Below are 23,243 nucleotides of genomic sequence, written 5' to 3'. Positions count from 1 at the left end.
AAGCTCGTTCAAAACCCCATGCAAAACGGAATCCGAGGGATTCCAAAACGAGCGTTGTATAAAATCCAAATGGACGACTGGATTTTTTGGCGGTCTTGCCAGGCAAGTAAGAAACGAATTCTTCTGCTTTTCCGACAACTGAAATGCTTGATTTTCAAGGCATTTATCGTCCGTTAGCCGCTCGGAAAGTACAGAGGCTTGGAGAAAGCAGGGCGATGGAGCAGGCTTCAGCTACAGACCTGATTTGCTGAGTACGGTTCAGCGTCAAAAAGCTCGGGAAATCAGCGACAGTAGAAACTTAGACTGGCAGGGAGAGGGGGTTCGAAAAAGGGGACTGGCGGAGAGAGTGGGATTCGAACCCACGGTACGGTTTCCCGCACACACGCTTTCCAAGCGTGCGCCTTAAGCCACTCGGCCATCTCTCCGGAGCGCCCTCTCTTGAAGGGGCGCCGACGATTTTGCAAGGGATCGGGGGATAAATCAGGTGATTTTCCGCAACTTATTGTATTTACAGCACAATATGAGGCTCGATACGTGCCGGACGGGCCTGCCGGCTGAACCACGGGCGGCCCTGGCGCGACGATTCACGGCAAGCCGCCAAACACGACCGGGGAGGCCATGACCATCACCAAGACCATCGCCGCCTTGAGCCTGATTTCGGTCCTCGGCTCCGCTCTTGCCACGCCGGCCCTGGCTGAGGTCTGCACCCGGCAGGGCGTCGACGTCAGCTGCGACGACGGCCGGCGCGGGGTGCTTTCGGGCGATTCCATCCTCTGGCCGGACGGCACGCGCTCGAGCTCGACGCCGCATCAGAGCGTGATCATCGGCAACAAGAGCTCCGTGCATGTCGGGCCCGGCGTGTTCGTCGGCCAGGGCAAGGGCGTGGTGCCGCTGGACGATCCGAACGCGCCGAACAAGCGGCAATGCGCGATCCTGGATGGCGTGTCGTATTGCTATTGAGGTTGCCGTTTTCACCTCTCCCCGCTTGTGGGGAGAGGGAGACGAGCTAGTCTAGATCAACCGCACGCCTGAGATCGCCGACTTCAGCCAGCGCAGCGCCTGCGGCGGCTGGGCTGCGAGCGGGGCCACGGCCGCCTTCTCGGTGCGGCACTTCTCGAGCTCGGCGACGAAATCGGCGGACCATTGCTGGATGGTGTGGCCGCGCAGCTTCTTCATCATCGCGTCCCAGCGCATCTTGCGCTCGGTGAGCGGCATGGATGCGGCGATCGCGATCGCGCGGGCCATGCCGTCGATGTCGTGCGGATTGACCAGCAGCGCGGCGTCGAGCTCGTTGGCGGCGCCAGCGAACTTCGACAGCACCAGCACGCCGGGATCGGCGGGGTTTTGCGCGGCGACATATTCCTTGGCGACGAGGTTCATGCCGTCGTGCAGCGGCGTCACCACGCCGATCTGCGCGGTGCGGTAGAGACCCGCGAGCACGGCCTGGCTGAAGCCTTTGTTCAGATAGCGGATCGGCGTCCAATCGACCTCGCCGTGGCGGCCATTGACGTCGGAGACGAGACGCGCGACCTCGTTCTGAAGATTGCCATAGGCCTCGATGCCGCCGCGCGAGGGGTTGGCGATCTGGAGCAGCGAGATGCTGCGCGCAAACTGCGGCTGCTCGGTCCAGAGCCGGTCGAATGCGCTGATGCGGTTGACGAGACCCTTGGAATAATCGAGCCGGTCGACACCGATCGCGAGGCGCTCGCCGTTGAGGCTGCGGCGCAGCCGCGACACGTCCGGATGCGCGGCCGACTTCGTGGCATAGGCCGCGAACTTCTCCGCATCGATGCCGATCGGGAAGACTTCGCAGCGCGTGCGACCGTGCTGCGAGATCACGACACCGTCCTCGATGGTGAGGCCGAGCTCGCCGCCGACATAAGAGAGGAAGTTCTGCCGATCTTCCTCGGTCTGGAAACCGAGCAGATCGTACGCCAGCATCGCCGTGATCAGCTCGCGATGGTTGGGCACGCCCTGGATCACTGCGGCGACGGGCCATGGCGTATGCAGGAAGAAGCCGATGGGATCGTCGACGCGGAGCTCGCGCAGCTCGGCGCCGAGCGCGAGGAAATGATAGTCCTGCACCCAGAACGCAGTCCGGGCCTTGCGGAACCGCATCAAGGCGCGCGCCATGAAGGCGTTCACCTCGCGATAGCTGACATAATCCTCGCGCGAGACGCGAATGAGATCGCTGCGCGAATGCAACGCCGGCCACAGCGCTGAATTGGCGAAGCCTTCGTAATAACCGCCGTAATGCGCCGCCGGCAGATCCAGCGTTGCGATCGCGCCTGTCCCGAGCGCCTCGATCTCGGCGAACGGTTCCTTCTGATGGCCATCACGCACCCGGCCGGAGGAACCGACCCAGATCGCACCAGAATGTTCCACCACGGGAAGCAAAGCCGCCGCAAGGCCGCCCGTCATGGGCTCATTGGGTTTGCCGCGGGCGACGCGATTTGAAACGACGATCAAGTTCACAGGTCGTCCCCTCCTGTTCATTCCGCCCCATTTAACTGCCGTTCATCAATATGGTTCCTGATCATCGTTTCAACCAATTGAAACCAAAATCGGGCGTGCGCGTTGGAACTGGTTTTCCTCACGGAACCCGGGAATATCGCTGCAAAGACAGCGTTTCCGGCCCGATTGCGCAGCATGCATCGCGGCGCGCAATGGCGCTGCGATGAAAGCCTTTATGTCTGCGAGATGGCGCTGCCTTGGTTTCACCTGGGATCGAGCAGGTGCGCCAGGAACGCACGCACATCCGCCGGCGCATCGAAGTGGCCATTCACACCCATGGCGCGGCGGCCGACCGAGAACGCAAGCCCGTCCATGTCGGGCATGATCGCGAACACGGTCTCGTCCGTGACGTCATCACCGATGAATAGCGGACGACGTCCTTTGAACGGCGCGTGCTTCATCAATTCGCGCACGCCGCTCGCCTTGGTGAATCCGGAATGCTTGATCTCGCAGACGAACTTGCCGGGCAGCACCTCGATCGGTGCACTCGGCAGATCGGCCCGGATCAGCGAGACGGATTCGTAGATCGCCTTCTCCGCATGCGGCGCCAGGCGGTAATGCAGCGCGAGCGAATAGCCCTTGTCCTCGAGCAGGATTCCGGGGCTGAGCTTGGCAATGGCGGCCAGCCGGCGCTTCAGCTCCTTGTCGAGCGGCGGCGCGTGCAGGGCATCGGCTTCACTGTCCACCGCCAGCCGCATCTCCGCGCCGTGGCCAGCGACGGCGCGGAATACATCGGGCGCGAAGATCAGGTCGATGTCGTTGAGCGAGCGGCCGCTGACCAGCGCCAGCGCCCCGGAGGTGCGCTCGGTCAGATGCTTCAGTGTTTCCGACAGGCCCGGTGGCACCCACACCTCGCGCGGCGTCGGCATCAGCTCGAGCAGCGTACCGTCGATGTCGAGCAGAATGGCGATTTCATCGAGATGCGGCACCAACGCATGCGGCACTGGCACCGTTTCCGGCGTCTCGTCGTCATCAGGTGTGGTGAGCTTCTGGTCCAACGCCATTTCCGCAAGTTCCGATTTCATCAGTCTACTCCATAAAGGCGAGCGGCCGCGCGATATGTTCGAGCGATTTGCGCTCGGCGGCGACGGCATAGCGCCACGCCACGATCGCGGCCGCGATCATCAGGACGGCGCCCAGCAGATAGCCGGCGAACACGCTGGTGCGCGATCCCGTGTCGATCAGCGCGCCGAACAGCGCCGGCCCGATCACGCCACCGATGCCGGTGCCGACCGCATAGAACACTGCGATCGCCAGCGCGCGAACCTCCAGCGGAAACGTCTCGCTGACGGTGAGATAGGCCGCGCTCGCGGCGGGCGATGCGAAGAAGAAGATCACCATCCAGGCGATGGTCTGCCCCTGCGCGCTCAGCACGCCGATCGAGAACAGATAGCCCGACAGCGCCAGCAGCACGCCCGATGCGCCATAGGTGAACATGATCATGGTGCGGCGGCCGAGCGTATCGAACAGGCGGCCGAGCAGCAGCGGCCCGAGGAAATTGCCGGCCGCGAAGGGCAGCAAGTACCAGCCGACGTGATCGGCGCTGATGCCGTAGAAATCGGTCAGCACCAGCGCGAAGGTGAAGAAGATGGCGTTGTAGAAGAACGCCTGCGCGCTCATCAGCGCGAGGCCGACCAGGGCGCGCTGGCGGTAGACCGAGAACAAGGTGTGGACGACCTCGGCGATCGGCGTGTGATCGCGCATTCTCAGGCGGATCTTCGGGAAGCGACCCTCGCCCGTGTCCTGGCCATGCCCGGTCACCGAGCGTTCGATCTCGTCGACGATGGCGTGGGCCTCGTCGGGACGGCCGTGGATCATCAGCCAGCGCGGGCTCTCCGGAATCCACATCCGCATCAGGAGCACGACGAGGCCGAGGATTGCGCCGATCAGATAAGCGAGGCGCCAGCCGAGATCGGGGCCGATAACAGCGGGATCGAGCAGCACGATGGCGGCGACCGCGCCCATCGCAGCGCCGACCCAGAAGCTGCCGTTGATCACGAGATCGGTCCAGCCGCGATAGCGCGCGGGCACCAGCTCCTGGATCGTCGAGTTGATCGCGGTGTACTCGCCGCCGATGCCGGCACCGGTGAGGAAGCGGAACAGCGCGTAGCTCGCGACATCCCACGACAGCGCGGTTGCGGCCGTTGCCGAAAGATAGAGCGCGAGCGTGATGAAGAACAGCTTCTTGCGGCCGATGCGATCGGTCAGCCAGCCGAAGCCGAGCGCACCGAGCACGGCGCCGGCGAGATAGGCGGAGTTGGCGATGCCGAGATCGAGATTGGAGAAATGCAGCGACGGGCTCTGCTTCAGCGCGCCGGAGAGCGCGCCCGCCAGCGTCACCTCGAGACCGTCGAGAATCCAGGTGATGCCCAGCGCGAGCACGACGCGCGTGTGAAATCCGCTCCACGGCAGCGCATCGAGCCGCGCGGGAATGCTGGTCTCGACGATGCGGTCGGTCGCGGCCGCCGGGACGACGGGTGCATAGTTCAGCGCTGGGCTTTGCTGCAATTCCATCGGGTTGCTGCGTCTGATCAATGGAAGCGACCCCGTTTCACACGACGTGGACGGGGTCGATCCGATCATCGGGGTGCGGCAATCTGCCTGCCACCTGCGACAACGTTCGCGATGAGGCCGGGTTCCCGCGGAACGCCCGGGGGCACCGCTCGTTTCCGCTGGAGCCGCAAGGAGTTGGCGCATGGCTCAGGTCAGAAAGACGACACATTCTCGAAACAGCGGCCCGCGCAAGACGGCCCGCAAGGCAAGCACCCGGCGTAGCGCGGCCGCGCCCAAGAGCACGAAACGCGCCACAAGGCGCTGGTCGCAACGCGTGACAGAGATGAGCGATGCGCTCGACCTCAAGCAAGGGGTGTTCAAGCTCACGAGCGCGAAGAGGATCGCGGCTTCGTTGAAGCGCTCGGCCGAGCACAGCTCGCGACGCAAGACCGGCGCCTATCGCTCGGCGCTGTCGATGCTGACCTTCTACATCAACCGCGCCGGCAAGACGCTGCCGAAGACGCAGCGCACGCGGCTGGAGCGCGCCAAGGTCGAGCTGAAGCGGGCGTTCGGAAGGGAGTGAAATTTGTAGGGTGGGTTAGATTAGGCGAAGCCGTAACCCACCGTTCCATTCCTGGCCGTGACATCAAAGGGTGGATTACGCTTCGCCAATCCCCCCTACGCGTTCTTTCCGCGGTCTTTAGGCCGCCCGGATATTGCCCATGAAGCGGTCGAGCTCGGCGCGGAGACGGGTGCTTTCGCTCGACAGCGTCTTGGCCGAGTTCAGCACCTCTTCCGAGGCCGAGCCGGTTTCGGCGGCGCCGCGGTTGACCTGGCCGATGTCGGTGGCCGCGGTCTGGGTGCCCTGCGCGACGGTCTGGACGCTGCGGGCGATCTCCTGGGTGGCGGCGCCCTGCTGCTCCACCGCGCTCGCGATCGAGGTCGAGATCGACGAGATCTGGCCGATCGTCGCGCCGATCTCCTTGATCGCGGCGACCGATTCGGCGGTCGCGCCCTGCATCCCTGCAATGTGCGAGGAGATCTCGTCGGTCGCCTTCGCGGTCTGGCTCGCCAGCGACTTCACCTCGCTCGCCACGACCGCGAAGCCGCGGCCGGCTTCACCGGCGCGGGCGGCCTCGATGGTGGCGTTGAGCGCAAGCAAATTGGTCTGCTCGGCGATCGCGGTGATCAGCTTGACCACCTCGCCGATCTGCTGGGCGGCATGCGACAGCTTGCCGATACGGCCGTCGGTCTCCTTGGCCTGCATGACGGCTGCCTCCGCGATGCGGCGGGAATCGCGCACCTGGCGGCCGATCTCCTCGACCGAGGCCGAGAGCTCTTCTGTTGCGGTCGCCACCGACTGCATGTTGGAGGAGGCCTGCTCGGAGACGCCGGCGACCTGGCTCGACAGGCTCTGGGTGGTCTCGGCGGTGCGGGTCAGCGTGGAGGCCGCCGATTCCAGCTGCACGGCCGAGGCCGAGACGTTGGAGACGATGGCGCCGACCGCGCTCTCGAAATCGTCGGCAAAGCGGATCAGCTCGGCGCGGCGGCTGGCGGCCTGCTCGCGGTTCTGCACTTCGCTCGCGGCGGCGTCGCGCTCGGCCTTGGCAACAGCCTGGATCTTGAACTCCTCGACCGCGCCGGCCATCTCGCCGATCTCGTCCTTGCGGCCCAAGCCGGGCAGCACGACGTCGAAATTGCCCGAGGCAAGCTCGCGCATCGCCTTGCACATCGCGATCATCGGCCGCGAGATGCCGTTGCCGAGCCACAAGGCCAGCACGATGCCGACAGCCAGCCCGCCGAGCGCCATCATCAGCATCAGCTGCTCGGTCTCTCCGATCGTCGCATTGGCGCTCGCCTCGATGCGTTGCTGGTCGGCGGTGAGATCCGAACGCAGCTCGGCCGAGAGCTTGAGGATGGTTGCCGCAGTCTTGGTCATCTCGCCGTTCAGCTTGACGACGACCTTCACGTTCTCGGTCAGCTTTGCGAACGAGGCGCGGTATTGCTTCAGGAGATCGCCGATCTCCTTGACGCGATCCGTGATCTTCTGGTCGTTCGCGTAGACGGAGACCAGCAATGTCTCGAGGAACTTGATGCGGGCGATCACGCCGTCAGCGGTCTTCGGCTCCGGCTTGGCCACGAAGGCGCTGACCGAGGTGGAGACTGCCAGATATTGCGAGGTAATGTCCTTAGCCGTGGTCTGCACCGAGGCGAGGCCCGCCAGCGCCGCGGTGTCGGCGAGATCGTCGAATTTGAATCGGATCTTGTTGCCGACACTGTTGAGCTCGTCGGCCGCGATCTTGCCGTTCTCGCGCGTCAGCGCGATGATCTCGCTGAAGACTTTCGTAAAGCTCTGGAATTCGGCCTCGAGCTTGCCGACCTGCTCACGGCGGGCCGCGCCGGTCGTCGCAGCCATCGACTTTGCGATCGCGTTCTTCAGATTCCCCTCGGCAGCCTTGGCTGCAGTCTCGTCATCCACGGCGCCGGTCAGGGTATAAGCTCGGGTCAGCCCCTGATAGGCGATCAGCTCGCGATCGACCGTCCGCGCCTGGTCGGCTTCCGCTACGCTGGTGCGGTAGGAGGCCACGGCGCCTGCGATCCGCTCGAAGCCGAAATAGGCGAACGCCATGCTGCCGGCGAGGATGGCGAGCACCGCCACGAAGCCGAGGATGATTTTTGCGCGAAAACGCAGCGTTGGCAGCTTCGATTGGCTCGACTTCGATTGGCTCGACTTGGACTTCACCGACATTCCCCCACCCCATTCCATTCGCGGAAAACCAGGCGCAGCCGGGAAGCAGCCCGCTTCCTGACTCGTGTGCACGGTAACCGGCAAAGGATAAGCTGCGGTAAATTTGTGGCGCCGCAACTGGCAGTTAGGTGGCGTAGGGATTTGTTAAGGCGCGCCTTCCTACGCCGCCCGAATATTTGCCATGAAGCGGTCGAGCTCGGCGCGGAGACGGGTGCTTTCGCTCGACAGCGTCTTGGCCGAGTTCAGCACCTCTTCCGAGGCCGAGCCGGTCTCGGCGGCGCCGCGGTTGACCTGGCCGATGTCGGTGGCCGCGGTCTGGGTGCCCTGGGCGACGGTCTGAACGCTGCGGGCGATCTCCTGGGTGGCGGCGCCCTGCTGCTCCACCGCGCTCGCGATCGAGGTCGAGATCGACGAGATCTGGCCGATCGTCGCGCCGATCTCCTTGATCGCGGCGACCGATTCGGCGGTCGCGCCCTGCATCCCTGCAATGTGCGAGGAGATCTCGTCGGTCGCCTTCGCGGTCTGGCTCGCCAGCGACTTCACCTCGCTCGCCACGACCGCGAAGCCGCGGCCGGCTTCACCGGCGCGGGCGGCCTCGATGGTGGCGTTGAGCGCAAGCAAATTGGTCTGCTCGGCGATCGCGGTGATCAGCTTGACCACCTCGCCGATCTGCTGGGCGGCATGCGACAGCTTGCCGATACGGCCGTCGGTCTCCTTGGCCTGCATGACGGCTGCCTCCGCGATGCGGCGGGAATCGCGCACCTGGCGGCCGATCTCCTCGACCGAGGCCGAGAGCTCTTCGGTCGCGGTCGCGACCGACTGCATGTTGGAGGAGGCCTGCTCGGAGACGCCGGCGACCTGGCTCGACAGGCTCTGGGTGGTCTCGGCGGTGCGGGTCAGCGTGGAGGCCGCCGATTCCAGCTGCACGGCCGAGGCCGAGACGTTGGAGACGATGGCGCCGACCGCGCTCTCGAAATCGTCGGCAAAGCGGATCAGCTCGGCGCGGCGGCTGGCGGCCTGCTCGCGGTTCTGCACTTCGCTCGCGGCGGCGTCGCGTTCGGCCTTGGCAACGGCCTGGATCTTGAATTCCTCGACCGCGCCGGCCATCTCGCCGATCTCGTCCTTGCGGCCCAAGCCGGGCAGCACGACGTCGAAATTGCCGGAGGCGAGCTCGCGCATCGCCTTGCACATCGCGATCATCGGCCGCGAGATGCCGGTGGCGAGCAGCAGGGCGAGGACCGCGCCGAGCAGCGTGCCGCCGACGGCCAGCATCAGCACCAGCTGCTCGGTCTGCCCGATGGTCGCCTCCGACTCCGAATCGAGCCGCTGCTGCTCGGCGACGAGGTCCGCCTTCATGGCGGTGGCTCCTTGCTGGATCGCACCAGCCGAGCCGCTCATCTCGGTGACGAGGTCATCGACCAGCTTGGCGTTGGCGATGAGCTTCTCCAGCGCTTCGCGATAGGCTCCGAGAATGGTCTTGGCGTCCTTCAGGCCAGCGACGATCTTGTCGTCCATGGAATAGACGGCACCGAGCGAGTTCTCGACGAATTTGAGCCGTGCCAGCGCGCTGGTCGCGATCGCCTGGTCGGACGTCAGCACGAAATTGGTCGCCGCTGCGCTCGCAGTCTGGAACTGGGCGTTGACCTGCTTGGTGCCGAACTCGATCGCCTGCGCCTCGGAATCGGAGGCATTGTTGCCGATGTCGTCGAGCTTGTACTTCAGGAGATTGGCCTGGCGCTGCAGCTGGTTCTGCACCAGCAGCGCACTGTCGCGCTTGGCCTGCAGCACCTTGGCGAAGGTCGCGGAGAAATTGGAGAACTCCTTGGCGAGCTTGTTGAGGCTTTCCTGCCGCGCCGGCTTCTTGGCGCCCTTGACGGCCTGATCGACGGCGTTCTTCAGGCTGGCCTCGGCGTCGAGCGCCGCCTTGGCGTCGTCTTCCTTGCCGGTGACCACGAAATATTTGACGGCCGAACGATAGGCGAGCAGCTCGCGGTCGATGTTGCGGGCGAGATCGGCCTCCGACACGCTGCTGCGGTACGATCCGACCCCGGAGGCGACCCGCTCGAAGCCGAAATAGGAGAAGGCCATGCTGCCGGCGGAGATCACCAGCACGGCGGCGAAGCCGAGGATGATTTTTGCGCGGAACCTGAGGGTCGGAAAAAGTGCACGCTTCGACGGCGACGCGGTACGCCCGGACATTCCCAACCCCCAGCTCATGATCTTTCAGCATTCTGCGGTCCGGAAGCAGCCCGTTCCGAACCATGCGCAAAATTAGGGCAGAATCCTCAAGGGGTGGTAAATCCGTGCGGTCTGCGTCCTGAGTGGAGGCGTTCCTCCCGTGCTGATCCGGGCTGGCGCGCGACGGCTGCCGTGTTGCGGCGACCTGCAAAACGCCTTACTCTCGAATACTTATCAGGCACTTGTCAGGCACTTGGCGTTAGACCAAGCCTCGAGGGAGAAACGGAGTGGGGCAAACCGATTTCCGGTTTGGCGGTGCGTCGGGCGTTGCCGTGGCCAAGTCGAAGGCCGCGAGCGTCGATGGCGCCGTGGCCGAGCTCGCGGCCCAGCTCCCGTCCGACGGGCTGGCGCTGATCCTGGTGTTCCTCTCCCCCAGCTACGACCCCCATCGCTTCATCGCCGAGATCAGCCGGCAGTTCGACGACACACAGGTCTGCGGTTGCACCACCGCAGGCGAGCTTGCCCCCGATGGCTGGGACGAGAACAGCGTCGTGGCGCTGGCGTTCAGCCGTGCCGACTTCTCCGCGGTGGTTCGGCCCATCTTCAACCTCGACAGCTTCCGCGTCGAGGACGGCCGCAGGATCGGCGGCGAGCTCCGGCACGAGCTGTTGCGGGCCACGCCGCAGGTCGAGCGCGGCAGTCCCTTCGGCCTGGTCCTGATCGACGGCCTGTGCCGCCGCGAAGAAGCGGTGATGTCCGCGATCTATGCATCGCTGGACGATATTCCGGTCGTCGGCGGGTCCGCGGGCGACGGGCTGCGCTTCGAGAAGACGTTCGTGTTCTTCGACGGCAAGGCACACAGTAATGCCGCCCTGCTGATCCTGCTCAACACCTCGTTGCCGTTCCGCGTCTTCAAGTGCGACAATTTCGAGCCGCAGGCGCAGAAGATGGTGGTGACCGAGGCGGACATCGAAAACCGCACGGTCCGGGAGCTGAACGCCGAGCCTGCTGCGCAGGAATATTCGCGCGTGGTCGGCATCATGGACGCCAAGCTCGATCCGTTCTCCTTCGCCTCGCATCCGGTCCTGGTCCGCGTCGGCGGCGCCTATTACGCGCGCTCGATCCAGCGCGTCGAGCCGGACGGCTCGCTGCACTTCTTCTGCGCCATCGACGAGGGCATGGTGCTGACCGCGGCGACGTCGCGCAGCCTGGTCGGCGCGGCCCGCGAGACGTTCGCCGACATCCGCGACCAGATCGGAGACGTCTCGCTCTATATCGGCTTCGAGTGCCTGCTCCGCCGGCTCGATGCCGAGCAGCATCAGCTCGCCCGCGACATGTCCGAACTGTACCGGCAGAACCGCGTGGTCGGCTTTCACACCTACGGCGAGCAGTTCGGCTCCATGCATGTGAACCAGACCTTCACGGGGGTTGCGATCGGAAGGCGCCCGTCGTGACGGACATGTGGCAGGGGCCTGATGCGGTCGACCAGCTCAGGCGCGAGGCCGCCAAGCTGAGGAAGATCAATGCGGCGTTGATGTCGCGCGTCGAGCGCTCGATGGACCAGCAGCTCAACGCCTTTTCATTGTTCGAAACCGCCATCGCGCTCGACCACAAGGTTCGCGACCGGACGCACCAATTGCGCGAAGCGCTGCATTCGGTCGAGCGCGCCAATGAGGGGCTCTACCGCGCCAAGCAGCAGGCGGAAGCGGCAAGCTCGCTGAAATCCTCGGTGCTGATCTCGGTCACCCACGATCTGTTGCAACCACTCAACGCGGCGCGCCTGACCCTGTCCGCGCTGACGGAGATGATGGAGTCGCAGGAAGCGGGCGTGCTGATCGACCAGGCGAGCCGCTCGCTGGTGATGCTGGAGGACCTGCTGCGCTCACTGCTGGAGATCGCCAAGCTCGACGCCGGCGCGCTCAAGCCCGACGTGCGCGCGATCGCGCTGGCGCCCCTGTTCGAGCAGCTCCGCAACGAATTCGAGCCGGTCACCGCGCGGCAAGGCCTGTCCTTGCGCATCCGCAGCTCAAAGCTGGCGGTGATGTCGGATGCGATGATGCTGCGGCGGATCCTGCAGAACCTGCTCGCCAATGCCATTCGCTACACCCGCAGCGGCGGCGTCGTGATGGGATGCCGGCCGCGCGGCGGCCAGATCTGCGTCCAGGTCTCCGACACCGGACCCGGCATCGCGCAGGCGCAGCAGGAGGCGATCTTCCGCGAATTCCAGCGTGGCGATGCCACGGCGGCCGACCAGGCCGGCTTCGGGCTCGGCCTCTCCATCGTCCGCCGCTTCGCAAGCGAGCTCGGGCACGAGGTGCGGCTGTCGTCGCAGCTCGGCAGGGGATCGACCTTCACCCTGGAGCTGGAGCCGGCCGACCTCGCTGACGTCGCCGACGAGGTGCAGGAGGTCGCGCCCGCCGCGCGTCACTACGATTACAGCGGACTCGAAGGCGCCAAGATCCTGCTGATCGAGAACGATCCGAACGGCTCGGAGGCGATGGCCGCGCTGCTGGAGGGATGGGGCTGCGACGTCGCGACCACGCGATCGGGCGCGGACGCGCTCGTGCGCCTCAACGAGCTCGGCGGCGCGCCCGATGTCGTGATCGCCGACCTCCATCTCGATCACGGCGAGAGCGGCCTGTCGGCCATCACCGACGTGCGGGAGCATTTGAAGCTCGACACGCCCGCCATGATCATCACCGCCGACTATTCCGAACAGGCGGCGAAGCAGGCGAGCCTCCAGGGGCTCGAAGTGCTGAAGAAGCCGATCAGGCCCGCGGAGATGCGGGCGCTGCTGTCGTTCCTGCTGAGCTGAAGCCGCACTTGGCGCACATCAAAAGTTGAAAACAACCCCATGCACCGTACCGGTAGCATCTTACAGCGTGATATGGCTTTGACGTGTCAATGAATTAGCTGCCGCTGCGACAAGTCCCGCCTGGCAAAAAGCGGGATTCTAATCACTGCCGATCCGGCGGAGCATGCTCGCGCCGTGCCGGAGCCCCCTCGCTGGCCAGCGTCGCGAAATCGATCCGGGACATTTCGACGATGGCCTTGGTGCGGCTGAGCACGTTGAGCTTGCGCAGGATGTCGGAGACGTGGACCTTCACCGTGGTCTCGGAGATATTCAGCTCGAAGGCGATCTGCTTGTTCTGCAGGCCGCGCTTGAGCATTTCGAGCACGCGCAATTGCTGCGGCGTGAGCTCGTGCAGGCGTTTCAGGAGATCCTGCGCGGGGCCGGCGGCGCGTTGCGGGCGGACCAGCCCGCGATAGGCGGCAGGGACACAGACCGCGCCGCGCAGCACCTCGCCGATCGACTGCGCCAGATCCTGCTTGGAGGACGATTTGAGGATGTAGCCGGAGACGCCGAGCGACAAGGCGCCGGACATGATCTGCGGATCCTGATGCCCGGACACGATGACGACCGGAATCTTGGGAAAGGCCTTGCGGATGCGGATGATCCCCGAAAGGCCTGTGGTGCCCGGCATCGACAGATCGAGCAGGATGAGGTCGAGCTCGGCAGCCGCCGCGGCCTGCTCGAGCGCACCGTCGACCGACGTCGCCTGAAGGATCTCGGCGGCCGGCGCCACCAACTGGAGCGCGCCCTCGAGGGCCTCGCGAAACAACGGATGGTCTTCGACGATCAGAAATCGCATCACGTGTGAGCCATTCCTGGTTGATCGGCCAGAGGATCGACGGGGTCGGTGTCGAAACGAGAATGTCCCAGCCGGATCAGACCGGCTTGATCCACATCAAGCGGGACCTTCCGCGTCATTGCGGCCGCCCGCGGTCGGCCCGCGCATAAGGCCGGGCCTTGGGATCCGGCAGGTCCATCTTGCCGATCTCGATGATCGCCTTGTTGCGGCTAAACAGGCCGAGCTTGCGCAGAATTTCGGTGATATGCGCCTTCACCGTGGATTCGGCGAGCTGAAGCTCCTGGCCGATCTGCCGGTTCGGATAGCCGCGCCGCAGCAGCTCGAGCACGCGAAGCTGCTGCGGGGTAAGCTCGCGCAGCTTGACCTCGAGCGCCTTGCTGGCCTCGGCCCGGCGCCGCTGCGGCGTTGCCACGAAATCCTTCGGCACCGATACCGATCCATTCAGCACGCCCTCGATCGATTGCGCCAGCTCGCGCTTCGACAGCGACTTCGGCAGATAACCGGCGGCTCCCAGCTCCAGCGCCTCGCGGACGACGCGCTGGTCCTCCTCGCTCGACACGATGGCGACAGGCAGGCGCGGATGGGCCTCGCGCAAGCGCAGAAAGCCGGAGAAGCCGGTCGCATCCGGCAGCGAGAGATCGAGCAGCGCGAGGTCGATGCCCTCGCCCTGCTCGGCCGTCAGGATATGAAGGGCATCCTCGATCGACACCGCCTCGACAATCCGCGCCTCCGGCAAGGCCAGCCGCACCGCATTGCCGAGCGCCTCGCGAAACAGCGGATGATCGTCGACGATCAGGAAGCTGGTCATGGCGCCTTCACAGGACTGCACCGCCGAATGCTGCACCGTATGGGCATCCGCCGCCGCAGCGGAAGAGGCGGAACCATCCGAAATCCGTCCGGCACCGGGATGGTGCCGGATGGACGCTACCACATCCTCCTGATCGGGTTCGGTCAAGACCGTTCAGTCGTTCGATTCGGTCTGGACCGTCAGCAGGAAGGAATAGATGCTGTCGAACTGGTCATCGGTATAGACCTCCTTCCAGGCCGGCATGCCCTTGTTCGGCCGTCCCTCGTGCACGGTCGTCCAGTACTTCTCGCGCATCTCGTCGCCGTAGCGGTGACGCAGCAGCCGCAGATCGATCTTCCGCTCGCTCTGGATCGCGTCGGGACCGTGGCAATGCGCGCAGGTTCCGTTGAAGATCTCCTTGCCCGCGCCGACGGCCTCAGCGCCTGCCGCGGCCGCGTCGCCCTTGGTCTCGGTCGCCACCACATTGGCGACCTGCACCACACCGGCTCCGGTTCCCGTCCCCGTCGTGACCGCCGGCACCGCACCGAAGCGAACCGGCGCGCCGCTCGGCAAACCGTATTTCGCGGCGAGCTCGCCGATCGTGCCCTGAAGCTGCGGCAGCACGGCATTGACGCGGTCGCGCAGCTCGGTCGAGGTCTTGGCGAAGCCGATGGCGGCATCCCATGACAGGCCTTCGCCCTCGGTGAGCTCGATCTGGTAGCGGCCGTCGTAGCTGGTCTTGTTCAGCCAGCCGGCGACCGGTCCCCAGATGAAGGCGACGTCGGCCTTGCCCTGGTCGAGCGCCTGCATGCCCTCCTCGGGCGACAGCACCGTCACCTTCTGGATGTCGTCGCGGCTCGCGAGCAGGTTTTGCGGCGTGCTGGCGAACTGCACGGCGACACGCTTGCCCTTGAGGCCGTCGATGCCGCCGACCGCCGCGCCCTTGGCAGCCACGAGGGCATAGCCCTCCTTCGCAAAGGCCTCGGAGAAGATCACGGCAGGGCCCATGAAATCCTCGGACCGCGGCAGGCCGATCATGGCGTCGCACTGCTTGCCGAGCAGCGTGACGCGCACGGTGCGCTTGCCGAAATAGGATTTGTACCAGTCGTAGGCGATCGGCCGGCCGAGCGCCTGCGCCAGGGCCTGCCCGATCTCGACATAGAAACCCGGCTTCGACGAGCTGTCGCTGGAGAATGGCAGGTTGGTCGGATCGGCGCAGAGACGGAACGGCTGCGCTTCCTCAGCCTGCAGTGACGAGGCCGGACCGATCAGCGCGGCGGCAGCACATGCCAGCAGACCTGCGATGGCGCGATGTCGGCTCGCACCGGTGGCGGAATGATTCGGACGCATCCTCGTCTCCCTTGCGTTGGCTTTGTTGCGCCGGCGCTTGTTGAGCCAGGCACGGCGACACCAGGCACGCCCGATGCCGCGGCTAAAGTCTGGAGAAAGCGCGCGCGTATCCCGTCACCTCGAGGATACGCGCGCGAGTTGTCACTGGACGGAGAACACGAAGAGCGAACCGCCCTCGGGAGCTGCGGCCGTCATCTTCTTTCCTACCTCGCCCAGGAACGCAGGCAGCGCAGCGGTGCGGCCGACGACGATGGCGACATATTGCTTGCCGTCGACCTGATAGGTCACCGGGCCTGCGCCGATGCCGGAGCCGAGATTCTTGCTCCACAGCACCTTGCCGGACTTCGCATCGATGGCACGGAAGTCGCCATGGATGTTGCCGGCAAACACGAGCCCGCCACCGGTGGTCAGCGTGCCGCCGTTGAAGGGCAGGTCTTCCTTGATCGACCAGACCTTCTTCTGCGCGACCGGATCCCAGGCGACGAGCTCGCCGAGGAAGCCGCCGGGGCCTTCCTTGGTCGGGAATTCGGCGCCGAGATAGAACACGCCGCGCTTGTAGGCGACATCGCTGACCGACCAGTCCATGCAGACGTTGTTGGACGGGATGTAGACGAGGCCGGTCTGCGGGTTGTACGACATCGGTTGCCAGTTCTTGCCGCCGATCAGGTTCGGGCAGATGTCCTTGGCCGGATGGTTCGGCCCGGGACGCTTGTCGGGATCCTCGACCGCGCGCATCGTGGCGACGTCCCACTTCTGGGCCCAGTTGGAGAACACGTATTTCTCCGCCGACAGCACCTTGCCGGTCTCGCGATTGGCGACGAAGAAGAAGCCGTTGCGGTCCGCCTTCATGAGGGCCGGAACGGTGCTGCCGCCGATCTTGAGATCCGCGAGCACGGCTTCGTTGACGCCGTCATAGTCCCAGGCGTCGGCCGGCGTGGTCTGGATGTGCCACTTGATCTTGCCGGTGTTGGGATCGAGCGCGAGCGTCGAAGCCGTGTAGAGGTTGGTCAGCTTGCCGAAATTGCCGTCGCCGGTCGAACGCACCGCCGTGTTCCACGGACCGGGATTGCTGGTGCCCCAATAGACCGTGTCGCTCTTCGGATCGTAGGAGCCGACCAGCCAGGCCGCGCCGCCGCCATGCTGGGCGGAATCGCCCTTCCAGGAATCGCCACCGGGTTCCTCCGGCGAAGGAACGGTGTAGGTCTGCCACACCTGCTTGCCGGTGTTGATGTCGAAGGCCAGCAGCGCGCCGCGCACGCCGTATTCGCCGCCGCCGAAACCGGTGATGACCTTGTCGCGCACGACGAGCGGCGGCGAGGTGATGACCGAGCCCTGCTTGTAGTCGACCACCTTCGCCGTCCACAGCGACTTGCCGGTCGCGGCATCGAGCGCCGTCAGCTTGCCGTCGAGGCGGCCGACGAAGATCTTGCCGTCGGCATAGGATACGCCGCGGCTGTTCACGTCGCAGCAGGCGTATTGCAGCACGTCCTCGGGAATGTCGGGCTCCCAGGTCCATTTGCGCTGCCCCGTCGCCGCATCGAGCGCATAGACGTATTTCGGACCCCACGAGCTCGAAACGTACAGCGTGTTGCCGACGACGATCGGCGAGGATTCGTTCGAACGCAGCGACGCCAGCGAGAAGGAATAAGCGAGCGTCAGCTTGCCGGCGTTCTCGGTGTTGATCTGCTTGAGCGGGCTGAACCGCGTGTTGCCGTAATCGTGGCCGGCAACGGCCCATTGATTCGAATCGGATTGCGCCTTGAGCAGGGAGTCGTTGGCGCGAACGCCAGGTGTAACGGCGGCAAGCATCGCTATCATGGAGATGCCGGCCAAGAAGCCCTTCGTTCCAAAGGTCATGTATCCCTCCGCGGTGTTGTTGTGCACGCCTCGTTGGGCGCCTGAGCGCGTTGCGCTCGTGATGGGCAGTTCGCCTGCGAGCCATCGTTCGAAATTACAGCATCGCTTTTTCGCGCTTAGTATAGGCGGAAGGTAGTAGTGCAAATCATTGGCGGCTTTCGCCGCTCATCTCGTTGTCGCGCCTCACGTCCTGCCCTTGTTTTGCAGCTCGAAATGCGCCATCGGATGTGGGCAACATCGCGCCGCAATCCGATTCTCTCCGCGCATCGCGGTGTATCGCATATCCTTGTGGCGCTGGCCTGCGCGCACGCCTCGTCCTTCGAGACGGCGCTTACGCGCCTCCTCAGGATGAGGCTAATCAGCATCGGCGCTTGTTGAACCTGCTGCCGCGCACTCCGCCCTCATCCTGAGGAGCCCGCCCAAAGCGGGCGTCTCGAAGGATGGCTGCAGGAAAAAAACTCGGATCCGACAGCCCTGCCGCCCCTGGGTTACGATGATGGCGCTACCACGCCTGCAAAACTTTCGAAGAAGTTCGCGGCGAGTTTTCGCGACGTCGAGTCGATCAACCGCGAGCCGAGCTGTGCGAGCTTGCCGCCGATCTGCGCATCGGCCTCATAGTGCAGGATGGTGACGTCGGGCGCTTCTTCCTCCAGCCTGACCTTCGCGCCGCCCTTGGCAAAGCCGGCGACGCCGCCGGCGCCTTCGCCGACGATGCGATAGCCGTTCGGCGCATCGATATCGGTCAGCGTCACCTTGCCGCTGAATGTCGCCTTCACCGGGCCGACCTTCAGCACCACCGTCGCCGTCATCTCGGTCGGCGATGCCATCTCGAGCGATTGGCAACCGGGAATGCAGCGCCTGAGAATTTCGGGATCGTTGAGCGCAGCCCACACCGTGGCCTTCGACGCCGGGATCCGTTGACTGTCGTTCATCTGCATCGCTTCCACCCTTGTTGCCGTTGCTTGTACGGCTCCACTAGGAGGGCGCGCGGCCGCGTTCAATCGCCAGGAAGTACTAGTGCTGCTTTTTCGGACCATTCACTCGTTGTCATTCCGGGGCGCGCCTCTTGGCGCGAACCCGGAATCCATTTCCGCGCGGACTCTGCGGCCCGATGGATTCCGGGCTCCCTCGCTCCGCTCGGGCCCCGGAATGACGGAGTGGGCTGTACTGGCCGACGCGGCTTGACGGCGGCACTTCGCTGCACTGCCATAAGCAAAATCAAAGACTTAAGCCGTGACGTCCTACTACCAAGATCGCGATTACAAAGGCGGGGGCGCATGCTCCTATTCGCGCAACGAGCAAGGCACCCGAGGGAGGAAGGACGCACGACCGGACCGAAGTCCAGGGGCAAGGGGCTAGGATGACCACGGCACGCGCGACCAGGTCACGCGCCTATTATGGTGGCAGCCGAGCACGCCATCGCAGAGGCTAGTTGCGACTTTCCGCGTGTCTTTCGCAACGTCGCAGCACGTGACGGCGGCGGCACGAGACATCGTGGCCGAATCGCACATCGGCGACCGTCACCACGATGACCCTTCCATGACCGCGGTCAGCAAAAACCCAGTTGCAAAGTTTCGTTCGCGCTGTCTCTAATTAGAACCAATCAAAATCACTTTGGGAGGACTTCAAGTGTCTACAGTCAAACTGACGGTCAACGGCAAGGCCGTTGCTGTCGATGTCGAGGACCGCACGCTGCTGGTCCAGCTCCTGCGCGATCACCTCAACCTGACCGGCACCCATGTCGGGTGCGACACCAGCCAGTGCGGCGCTTGCGTCGTGCACATGGACGGCCGTGCGGTGAAATCCTGCACCATGCTGGCAGCGCAGGCCGACGGCGCCAACGTCACCACGATCGAGGGCATCGCCAAGGGCGACGAGCTGCACCCGATGCAAGCCGCCTTCCGCGACAATCACGGCCTGCAGTGCGGCTATTGCACGCCGGGCATGATCATGTCGGCGATCGACATCGTGCAGCGCCATGGTGGACAGCTCGACGAGGCGACCGTCCGCACCGAGCTCGAAGGCAATATCTGCCGCTGCACCGGCTATCACAACATCGTCAAGGCCGTGCTGGATGCGGCCGGCCGCATGAAGGTCTCGCAGGCGGCCGAGTAACCGGCGCGCCTCGAAACAAGTACCACCGTCGCAGCTGTCGATGGACAGCGCGGTCAAAGAAACTTCCGGTCGGGAGGACCAGACATGGGTGTTGAAGGCATCGGCGCACGCGTGGTGCGCAAGGAAGACAAGCGTTTCATTACCGGCAAGGGCCGTTACGTCGACGACATCAAGTTGACGGGCATGACCCATGCCTATTTCATCCGCAGCCCGCACGCGCACGCGAAGGTCAAGAAGATCGACTCGTCCGCGGCGCTGAAGATGCCGGGCGTGGTCGCAGTGCTCACCGGACAGCAGCTGGTCGACGACAAGGTCGGCAACCTGATCTGCGGCTGGGCCATCACCTCCAAGGACGGCAGCCCGATGAAAATGGGCGCATGGCCGGCGATGGCGCCGGAGACGGTGCGCTTCGTCGGACAGGCGGTTGCGGTCGTGATCGCCGACAGCAGGAATCTCGCGCGCGACGCGGCGGAAGCCGTCGTGGTCGATTACGAGGAGCTTCCCGCGGTCGCCGACATGCACGCCGCCATCAAGTCCGGCGCGCCGCAGCTTCATCCCGAGGCGCCCGGCAACCAGGTCTATGACTGGGTGATCGGCGACGAGGGCGCGGTGAATGCCGCCTTCTCGAAAGCCGCCAATGTGGTGAAGCTCGACGTGACCAACAACCGGCTCGCGCCGAATGCGATGGAGCCGCGCGCGGCGATCGCCGATTACGACACCGCCGAGGAGCACTTCACTCTCTATACGACGTCGCAGAACCCGCACGTCGCGCGTCTCGTGCTCTCGGCGTTCTACAACATCGCCCCCGAGCACAAGCTGCGCGTGATCGCGCCCGACGTCGGCGGCGGCTTCGGCTCCAAGATCTTCATCTATCCCGAGGAAATGGTGGCGCTATGGGCCTCGAAGAAGGTCGGCCGTCCCGTCAAGTGGACCGGCGACCGCACCGAAGCCTTCCTCACCGACGCGCATGGCCGCGATCACATCACCCATGCCGAGATGGCCTTCGACGCCAACAACAAGATCGTCGGCCTCAAGGTGAAGACCTACGCCAATTTCGGCGCCTACATGTCGCTGTTCTCGTCCTCGGTGCCGACCTATCTCTACGCGACGCTGCTGTCGGGCCAGTACAACATCCCGGCGATCCACGCCGAGGTGATCGGGGTCTACACCAACACGACGCCGGTCGACGCCTACCGCGGCGCGGGCCGGCCCGAGGCGAGCTATCTGATCGAACGACTGATGGAGACGGCGGCGCGGCAGCTGAACGTCGATCCGGCCCAGTTGAGGCGGACCAACTTCATCACCCAGTTCCCGCACCAGACGCCTGTCATCATGGCCTACGACACCGGCGACTTTAACGCTTCCCTCGATACGGCGATGAAGGCGATCGACTATGCCGGCTTCCCTGCGCGCAAGGCCAAGGCGAAGGCGGACGGCAAGCTGCGCGGCATCGGCGTATCCTGCTACATCGAGGCCTGCGGCATCGCGCCGTCGAAGGCGGTCGGCAGCCTGGGCGCCGGCGTGGGCCTATGGGAATCGGCCGAGGTGCGAGTCAACCCGGTCGGCACCATCGAGATCCTCACCGGCTCGCACAGCCACGGTCAGGGCCACGAGACCACCTTCTGCCAGCTCGTCGCGGAGCGCCTGGGGGTTCCGATCAGCCAGGTCTCGATCGTTCATGGCGACACCGACAAGGTGCAGTTCGGCATGGGCACCTATGGCTCGCGCTCGGCGGCCGTGGGCCTCACCGCGATCCTGAAGGCGATGGAGAAGATGGAATCCAAGGCCAAGAAAATCGCGGCGCACGCGCTGGAAGCGTCGGAAGCCGACATCGTCATCGAGAACGGCGAGTTCAAGGTAACAGGCACCGACAAGGCGATTGCCCTGCCGATGGTCGCGCTCGCGGCCTATACGGCGCACAATCTGCCTGACGGGATGGAGCCGGGCCTGAAGGAGAGCGCCTTCTACGATCCGACCAACTTCACCTTCCCGGCCGGCGCCTATATCTGCGAGCTCGAGGTCGATCCCGGCACCGGCAAGACCTCCTTCGTCAACTTCGTCGCGGCCGACGATTTCGGCCGGCTGATCAATCCAATGATCGTCGAAGGCCAGGTCCATGGCGGCCTCGTGCAGGGCATCGGGCAGGCGTTGCTCGAGCATGCTATCTATGATGCCAACGGCCAGCCGGTCACGGCCTCGTTCATGGATTATGCCATGCCGCGCGCCGACGACGTGCCGTCGTTCAACCTGTCCCACACCACGACGCTGTGCCCGGGCAATCCGCTCGGCATCAAGGGGTGCGGTGAGGCCGGCGCGATCGGCGCATCGGCAGCCGTGATCAACGCGATCACGGATGCGATCGGCAAGAACAATCTGGAAATGCCCGCAACCCCCGACCGGGTGTGGCGCACGATCCACGCGGCTTAAGGGAGGACCGAAGATGTACCAGACGACCTATCATCGCGCTTCCTCGGTCGACGAAGCCGCCAGCCTGTTCGCCAAGGGCAGCGAGTCGAAGTTCCTCGCCGGCGGCCAGACGCTGCTTCCGGTCATGAAGCAGCGCCTTGCTAGCCCCTCCGACGTCATCGATCTCGGCAAGATCAAGGAGCTGCAGGGCGTCGAGCTGTCGGGCGACACGCTGACCATCAAGGCCGCGACGACCTATTACGACATCATGACGAATGGCGATGTGAAGAAGGCGATCCCCGCGATTGCCTATCTCACCTCGGTGCTCGGCGATCCCGCCGTGCGGTATCGCGGCACGATCGGCGGCTCGATCGCCAACAATGATCCAGCCGCGGATTTCCCGGCGGCGCTGCTCGCACTCGGCGCCACCGTGAAGACCAACAAGCGGTCGATTGCGGCGGATGACTTCTTCCAGGGCCTGTTCACGACGGCGCTGGAAGATGGCGAGATCATCACCGCCGTGTCGTTCCCGGTGCCGGCGAAGTCAGGCTACGAGAAGATGCGGCATCCGGCGTCGCGCTTCGCGCTGACCGGCGTGTTCGTGGCACAGACCAAGTCGGGCGAGGTTCGGGTGGCCGCCACCGGCGCCTCGCAAACCGGTGTGATGCGGGTGCCGGCGATCGAAGCGGCGCTGAAGGCGAACTGGTCGCCGTCGGCGATCGACGGCGTCAGCATCTCGGCGAACGGATTGCTGGCCGACATCCACGGCACGGCAGAGTATCGCGCCAATCTGATCAAGGTGATGGCACAACGCGCGGTCGCCGCTGCGCGCTGACGGTCCGACTAAAGCGCGATGCGATTAGGATGAATCGTCATCGCGCTTTAGGTTATTGTTTGAGCATGATCTTTTCGGAAAACCGCTACGCACTTTTCCGGATCATGCTCTAGCGTCTCCACGCAAATTTTCCGCGGCGCGCACTTCGGTGCGCGCCGTTTTATTTTGGCCGTGCGGCATGAAAACCGCTTGCCTCGTCGGCGTGAAGGCGGGAAAAGTTAATCGGCCGATTAACTCGCTCAACAGAAGAAACGTCAGAGGCGATTGCCGCATCAGGCGCATGCGCCCGCGACCCGAGGAAACAAC

17 protein-coding genes and 1 tRNA gene are annotated in these 23,243 nt (G+C 64.7%); 7 read left to right on the top strand and 11 right to left on the bottom strand.

Annotation, left to right across the window (positions count from 1 at the left end):
• Window positions 1–335: 335 nt before the first annotated feature.
• A tRNA-Ser gene (locus ACNJYA_RS02635) sits at window positions 336–425 on the bottom strand.
• 193 nt (window positions 426–618) lie between these two features.
• Here ACNJYA_RS02635 and ACNJYA_RS02630 point away from each other — a divergent pair.
• On the top strand, window positions 619–960 hold the full coding sequence (locus tag ACNJYA_RS02630; protein WP_172788248.1) for a hypothetical protein: 342 nt from the start codon (window positions 619–621) through the stop codon (window positions 958–960).
• A 51-nt stretch (window positions 961–1,011) separates the two neighbouring features.
• Here ACNJYA_RS02630 and ACNJYA_RS02625 read toward each other — a convergent pair whose 3' ends face one another.
• The 3 genes from ACNJYA_RS02625 to ACNJYA_RS02615 all read right to left on the bottom strand — a co-directional run bounded on the left by ACNJYA_RS02625 (window position 1,012) and on the right by ACNJYA_RS02615 (window position 5,028).
• Window positions 1,012–2,475: a trehalose-6-phosphate synthase gene (locus ACNJYA_RS02625; RefSeq protein WP_439365247.1), complete on the bottom strand. Its 1,464-nt coding sequence runs from the start codon at window positions 2,473–2,475 to the stop codon at window positions 1,012–1,014.
• Window positions 2,476–2,717: 242 nt separating this feature from the next.
• Window positions 2,718–3,539 carry a trehalose-phosphatase gene (otsB, locus tag ACNJYA_RS02620; protein ID WP_172788246.1) on the bottom strand — a complete coding sequence of 274 codons (822 nt, stop codon included), beginning with the start codon at window positions 3,537–3,539 and terminating at the stop codon, window positions 2,718–2,720.
• 4 nt (window positions 3,540–3,543) lie between these two features.
• A complete protein-coding gene (locus ACNJYA_RS02615; RefSeq protein WP_439365246.1) occupies window positions 3,544–5,028 on the bottom strand; it encodes an MFS transporter in 1,485 nt (494 codons plus the stop codon).
• Between the two features lie 181 nt (window positions 5,029–5,209).
• Between ACNJYA_RS02615 and ACNJYA_RS02610 the strand changes: the two genes are divergently transcribed.
• Window positions 5,210–5,590: a DUF3175 domain-containing protein gene (locus ACNJYA_RS02610; protein WP_439365245.1), complete on the top strand. Its 381-nt coding sequence runs from the start codon at window positions 5,210–5,212 to the stop codon at window positions 5,588–5,590.
• Window positions 5,591–5,707: 117 nt separating this feature from the next.
• Here ACNJYA_RS02610 and ACNJYA_RS02605 read toward each other — a convergent pair whose 3' ends face one another.
• Window positions 5,708–7,756 (bottom strand): methyl-accepting chemotaxis protein, encoded by a 2,049-nt coding sequence (locus ACNJYA_RS02605; RefSeq protein WP_439365244.1) that lies wholly within the window; start codon window positions 7,754–7,756, stop codon window positions 5,708–5,710.
• A 159-nt stretch (window positions 7,757–7,915) separates the two neighbouring features.
• Window positions 7,916–9,955 carry a methyl-accepting chemotaxis protein gene (locus tag ACNJYA_RS02600; RefSeq protein ID WP_439401975.1) on the bottom strand — a complete coding sequence of 680 codons (2,040 nt, stop codon included), beginning with the start codon at window positions 9,953–9,955 and terminating at the stop codon, window positions 7,916–7,918.
• Window positions 9,956–10,221: 266 nt separating this feature from the next.
• Here ACNJYA_RS02600 and ACNJYA_RS02595 point away from each other — a divergent pair, with 266 nt between their 5' ends.
• The gene (locus tag ACNJYA_RS02595; RefSeq protein ID WP_439365242.1) at window positions 10,222–11,388 is read left to right on the top strand and encodes an FIST N-terminal domain-containing protein; all 1,167 of its coding nucleotides are present in this window, start codon (window positions 10,222–10,224) and stop codon (window positions 11,386–11,388) included.
• Window positions 11,389–11,393: 5 nt separating this feature from the next.
• Window positions 11,394–12,749, top strand: coding sequence for a hybrid sensor histidine kinase/response regulator (locus ACNJYA_RS02590; RefSeq protein WP_439367572.1), 1,356 nt, complete (start codon window positions 11,394–11,396; stop codon window positions 12,747–12,749).
• 142 nt (window positions 12,750–12,891) lie between these two features.
• Here ACNJYA_RS02590 and ACNJYA_RS02585 read toward each other — a convergent pair whose 3' ends face one another.
• The 5 genes from ACNJYA_RS02585 to ACNJYA_RS02565 all read right to left on the bottom strand — a co-directional run bounded on the left by ACNJYA_RS02585 (window position 12,892) and on the right by ACNJYA_RS02565 (window position 18,513).
• Window positions 12,892–13,587 carry a response regulator gene (locus tag ACNJYA_RS02585; protein ID WP_439367571.1) on the bottom strand — a complete coding sequence of 232 codons (696 nt, stop codon included), beginning with the start codon at window positions 13,585–13,587 and terminating at the stop codon, window positions 12,892–12,894.
• 115 nt (window positions 13,588–13,702) lie between these two features.
• A complete protein-coding gene (locus tag ACNJYA_RS02580) occupies window positions 13,703–14,395 on the bottom strand; it encodes a response regulator (protein ID WP_439367570.1) in 693 nt (230 codons plus the stop codon).
• A gap of 153 nt (window positions 14,396–14,548) precedes the next feature.
• A complete protein-coding gene (locus ACNJYA_RS02575) occupies window positions 14,549–15,724 on the bottom strand; it encodes a c-type cytochrome (RefSeq protein WP_439365241.1) in 1,176 nt (391 codons plus the stop codon).
• 141 nt (window positions 15,725–15,865) lie between these two features.
• Complete coding sequence (locus ACNJYA_RS02570) at window positions 15,866–17,581, bottom strand: PQQ-dependent methanol/ethanol family dehydrogenase (RefSeq protein ID WP_439401974.1); 1,716 nt, start codon at window positions 17,579–17,581, stop codon at window positions 15,866–15,868.
• 488 nt (window positions 17,582–18,069) lie between these two features.
• Window positions 18,070–18,513, bottom strand: a complete 444-nt coding sequence (locus ACNJYA_RS02565; protein ID WP_260381661.1) for an SRPBCC family protein — start codon at window positions 18,511–18,513, stop codon at window positions 18,070–18,072.
• A gap of 697 nt (window positions 18,514–19,210) precedes the next feature.
• On the opposite strand from ACNJYA_RS02565, the gene ACNJYA_RS02560 reads away from it, so the two are divergent.
• The 3 genes from ACNJYA_RS02560 (at window position 19,211) to ACNJYA_RS02550 (ending at window position 22,937) form a co-directional block, all read left to right on the top strand.
• Window positions 19,211–19,696: a (2Fe-2S)-binding protein gene (locus tag ACNJYA_RS02560; protein ID WP_439365238.1), complete on the top strand. Its 486-nt coding sequence runs from the start codon at window positions 19,211–19,213 to the stop codon at window positions 19,694–19,696.
• Window positions 19,697–19,780: 84 nt separating this feature from the next.
• On the top strand, window positions 19,781–22,123 hold the full coding sequence (locus ACNJYA_RS02555; RefSeq protein ID WP_439365237.1) for a xanthine dehydrogenase family protein molybdopterin-binding subunit: 2,343 nt from the start codon (window positions 19,781–19,783) through the stop codon (window positions 22,121–22,123).
• A 13-nt stretch (window positions 22,124–22,136) separates the two neighbouring features.
• Window positions 22,137–22,937: an FAD binding domain-containing protein gene (locus ACNJYA_RS02550; protein ID WP_439365236.1), complete on the top strand. Its 801-nt coding sequence runs from the start codon at window positions 22,137–22,139 to the stop codon at window positions 22,935–22,937.
• The last annotated feature ends 306 nt before the right edge of the window (window positions 22,938–23,243 follow it).

It is taken from the genome of Bradyrhizobium sp. BLXBL-01, from assembly GCF_051853025.1.
Taxonomy (GTDB): Bacteria; Pseudomonadota; Alphaproteobacteria; order Rhizobiales; family Xanthobacteraceae; genus Bradyrhizobium.
Note: the sequence above shows the minus strand (reverse complement) of the source record. Positions and strands in the feature narration are given on the sequence as shown.

Coding starts and splice junctions, on each gene's coding strand:
- ACNJYA_RS02575 (WP_439365241.1), bottom strand. CDS start 15,724: ATGCGTCCGAATCATTCCGCCACCGGTGCGAGCCGACATCGCGCCATC.
- ACNJYA_RS02550 (WP_439365236.1), top strand. CDS start 22,137: ATGTACCAGACGACCTATCATCGCGCTTCCTCGGTCGACGAAGCCGCC.
- otsB (WP_172788246.1), bottom strand. CDS start 3,539: ATGAAATCGGAACTTGCGGAAATGGCGTTGGACCAGAAGCTCACCACA.
- ACNJYA_RS02630 (WP_172788248.1), top strand. CDS start 619: ATGACCATCACCAAGACCATCGCCGCCTTGAGCCTGATTTCGGTCCTC.
- ACNJYA_RS02610 (WP_439365245.1), top strand. CDS start 5,210: ATGGCTCAGGTCAGAAAGACGACACATTCTCGAAACAGCGGCCCGCGC.
- ACNJYA_RS02565 (WP_260381661.1), bottom strand. CDS start 18,513: ATGAACGACAGTCAACGGATCCCGGCGTCGAAGGCCACGGTGTGGGCT.
- ACNJYA_RS02570 (WP_439401974.1), bottom strand. CDS start 17,581: ATGACCTTTGGAACGAAGGGCTTCTTGGCCGGCATCTCCATGATAGCG.
- ACNJYA_RS02590 (WP_439367572.1), top strand. CDS start 11,394: ATGTGGCAGGGGCCTGATGCGGTCGACCAGCTCAGGCGCGAGGCCGCC.
- ACNJYA_RS02605 (WP_439365244.1), bottom strand. CDS start 7,756: ATGTCGGTGAAGTCCAAGTCGAGCCAATCGAAGTCGAGCCAATCGAAG.
- ACNJYA_RS02615 (WP_439365246.1), bottom strand. CDS start 5,028: ATGGAATTGCAGCAAAGCCCAGCGCTGAACTATGCACCCGTCGTCCCG.
- ACNJYA_RS02585 (WP_439367571.1), bottom strand. CDS start 13,587: ATGCGATTTCTGATCGTCGAAGACCATCCGTTGTTTCGCGAGGCCCTC.
- ACNJYA_RS02555 (WP_439365237.1), top strand. CDS start 19,781: ATGGGTGTTGAAGGCATCGGCGCACGCGTGGTGCGCAAGGAAGACAAG.
- ACNJYA_RS02600 (WP_439401975.1), bottom strand. CDS start 9,955: ATGTCCGGGCGTACCGCGTCGCCGTCGAAGCGTGCACTTTTTCCGACC.
- ACNJYA_RS02580 (WP_439367570.1), bottom strand. CDS start 14,395: ATGACCAGCTTCCTGATCGTCGACGATCATCCGCTGTTTCGCGAGGCG.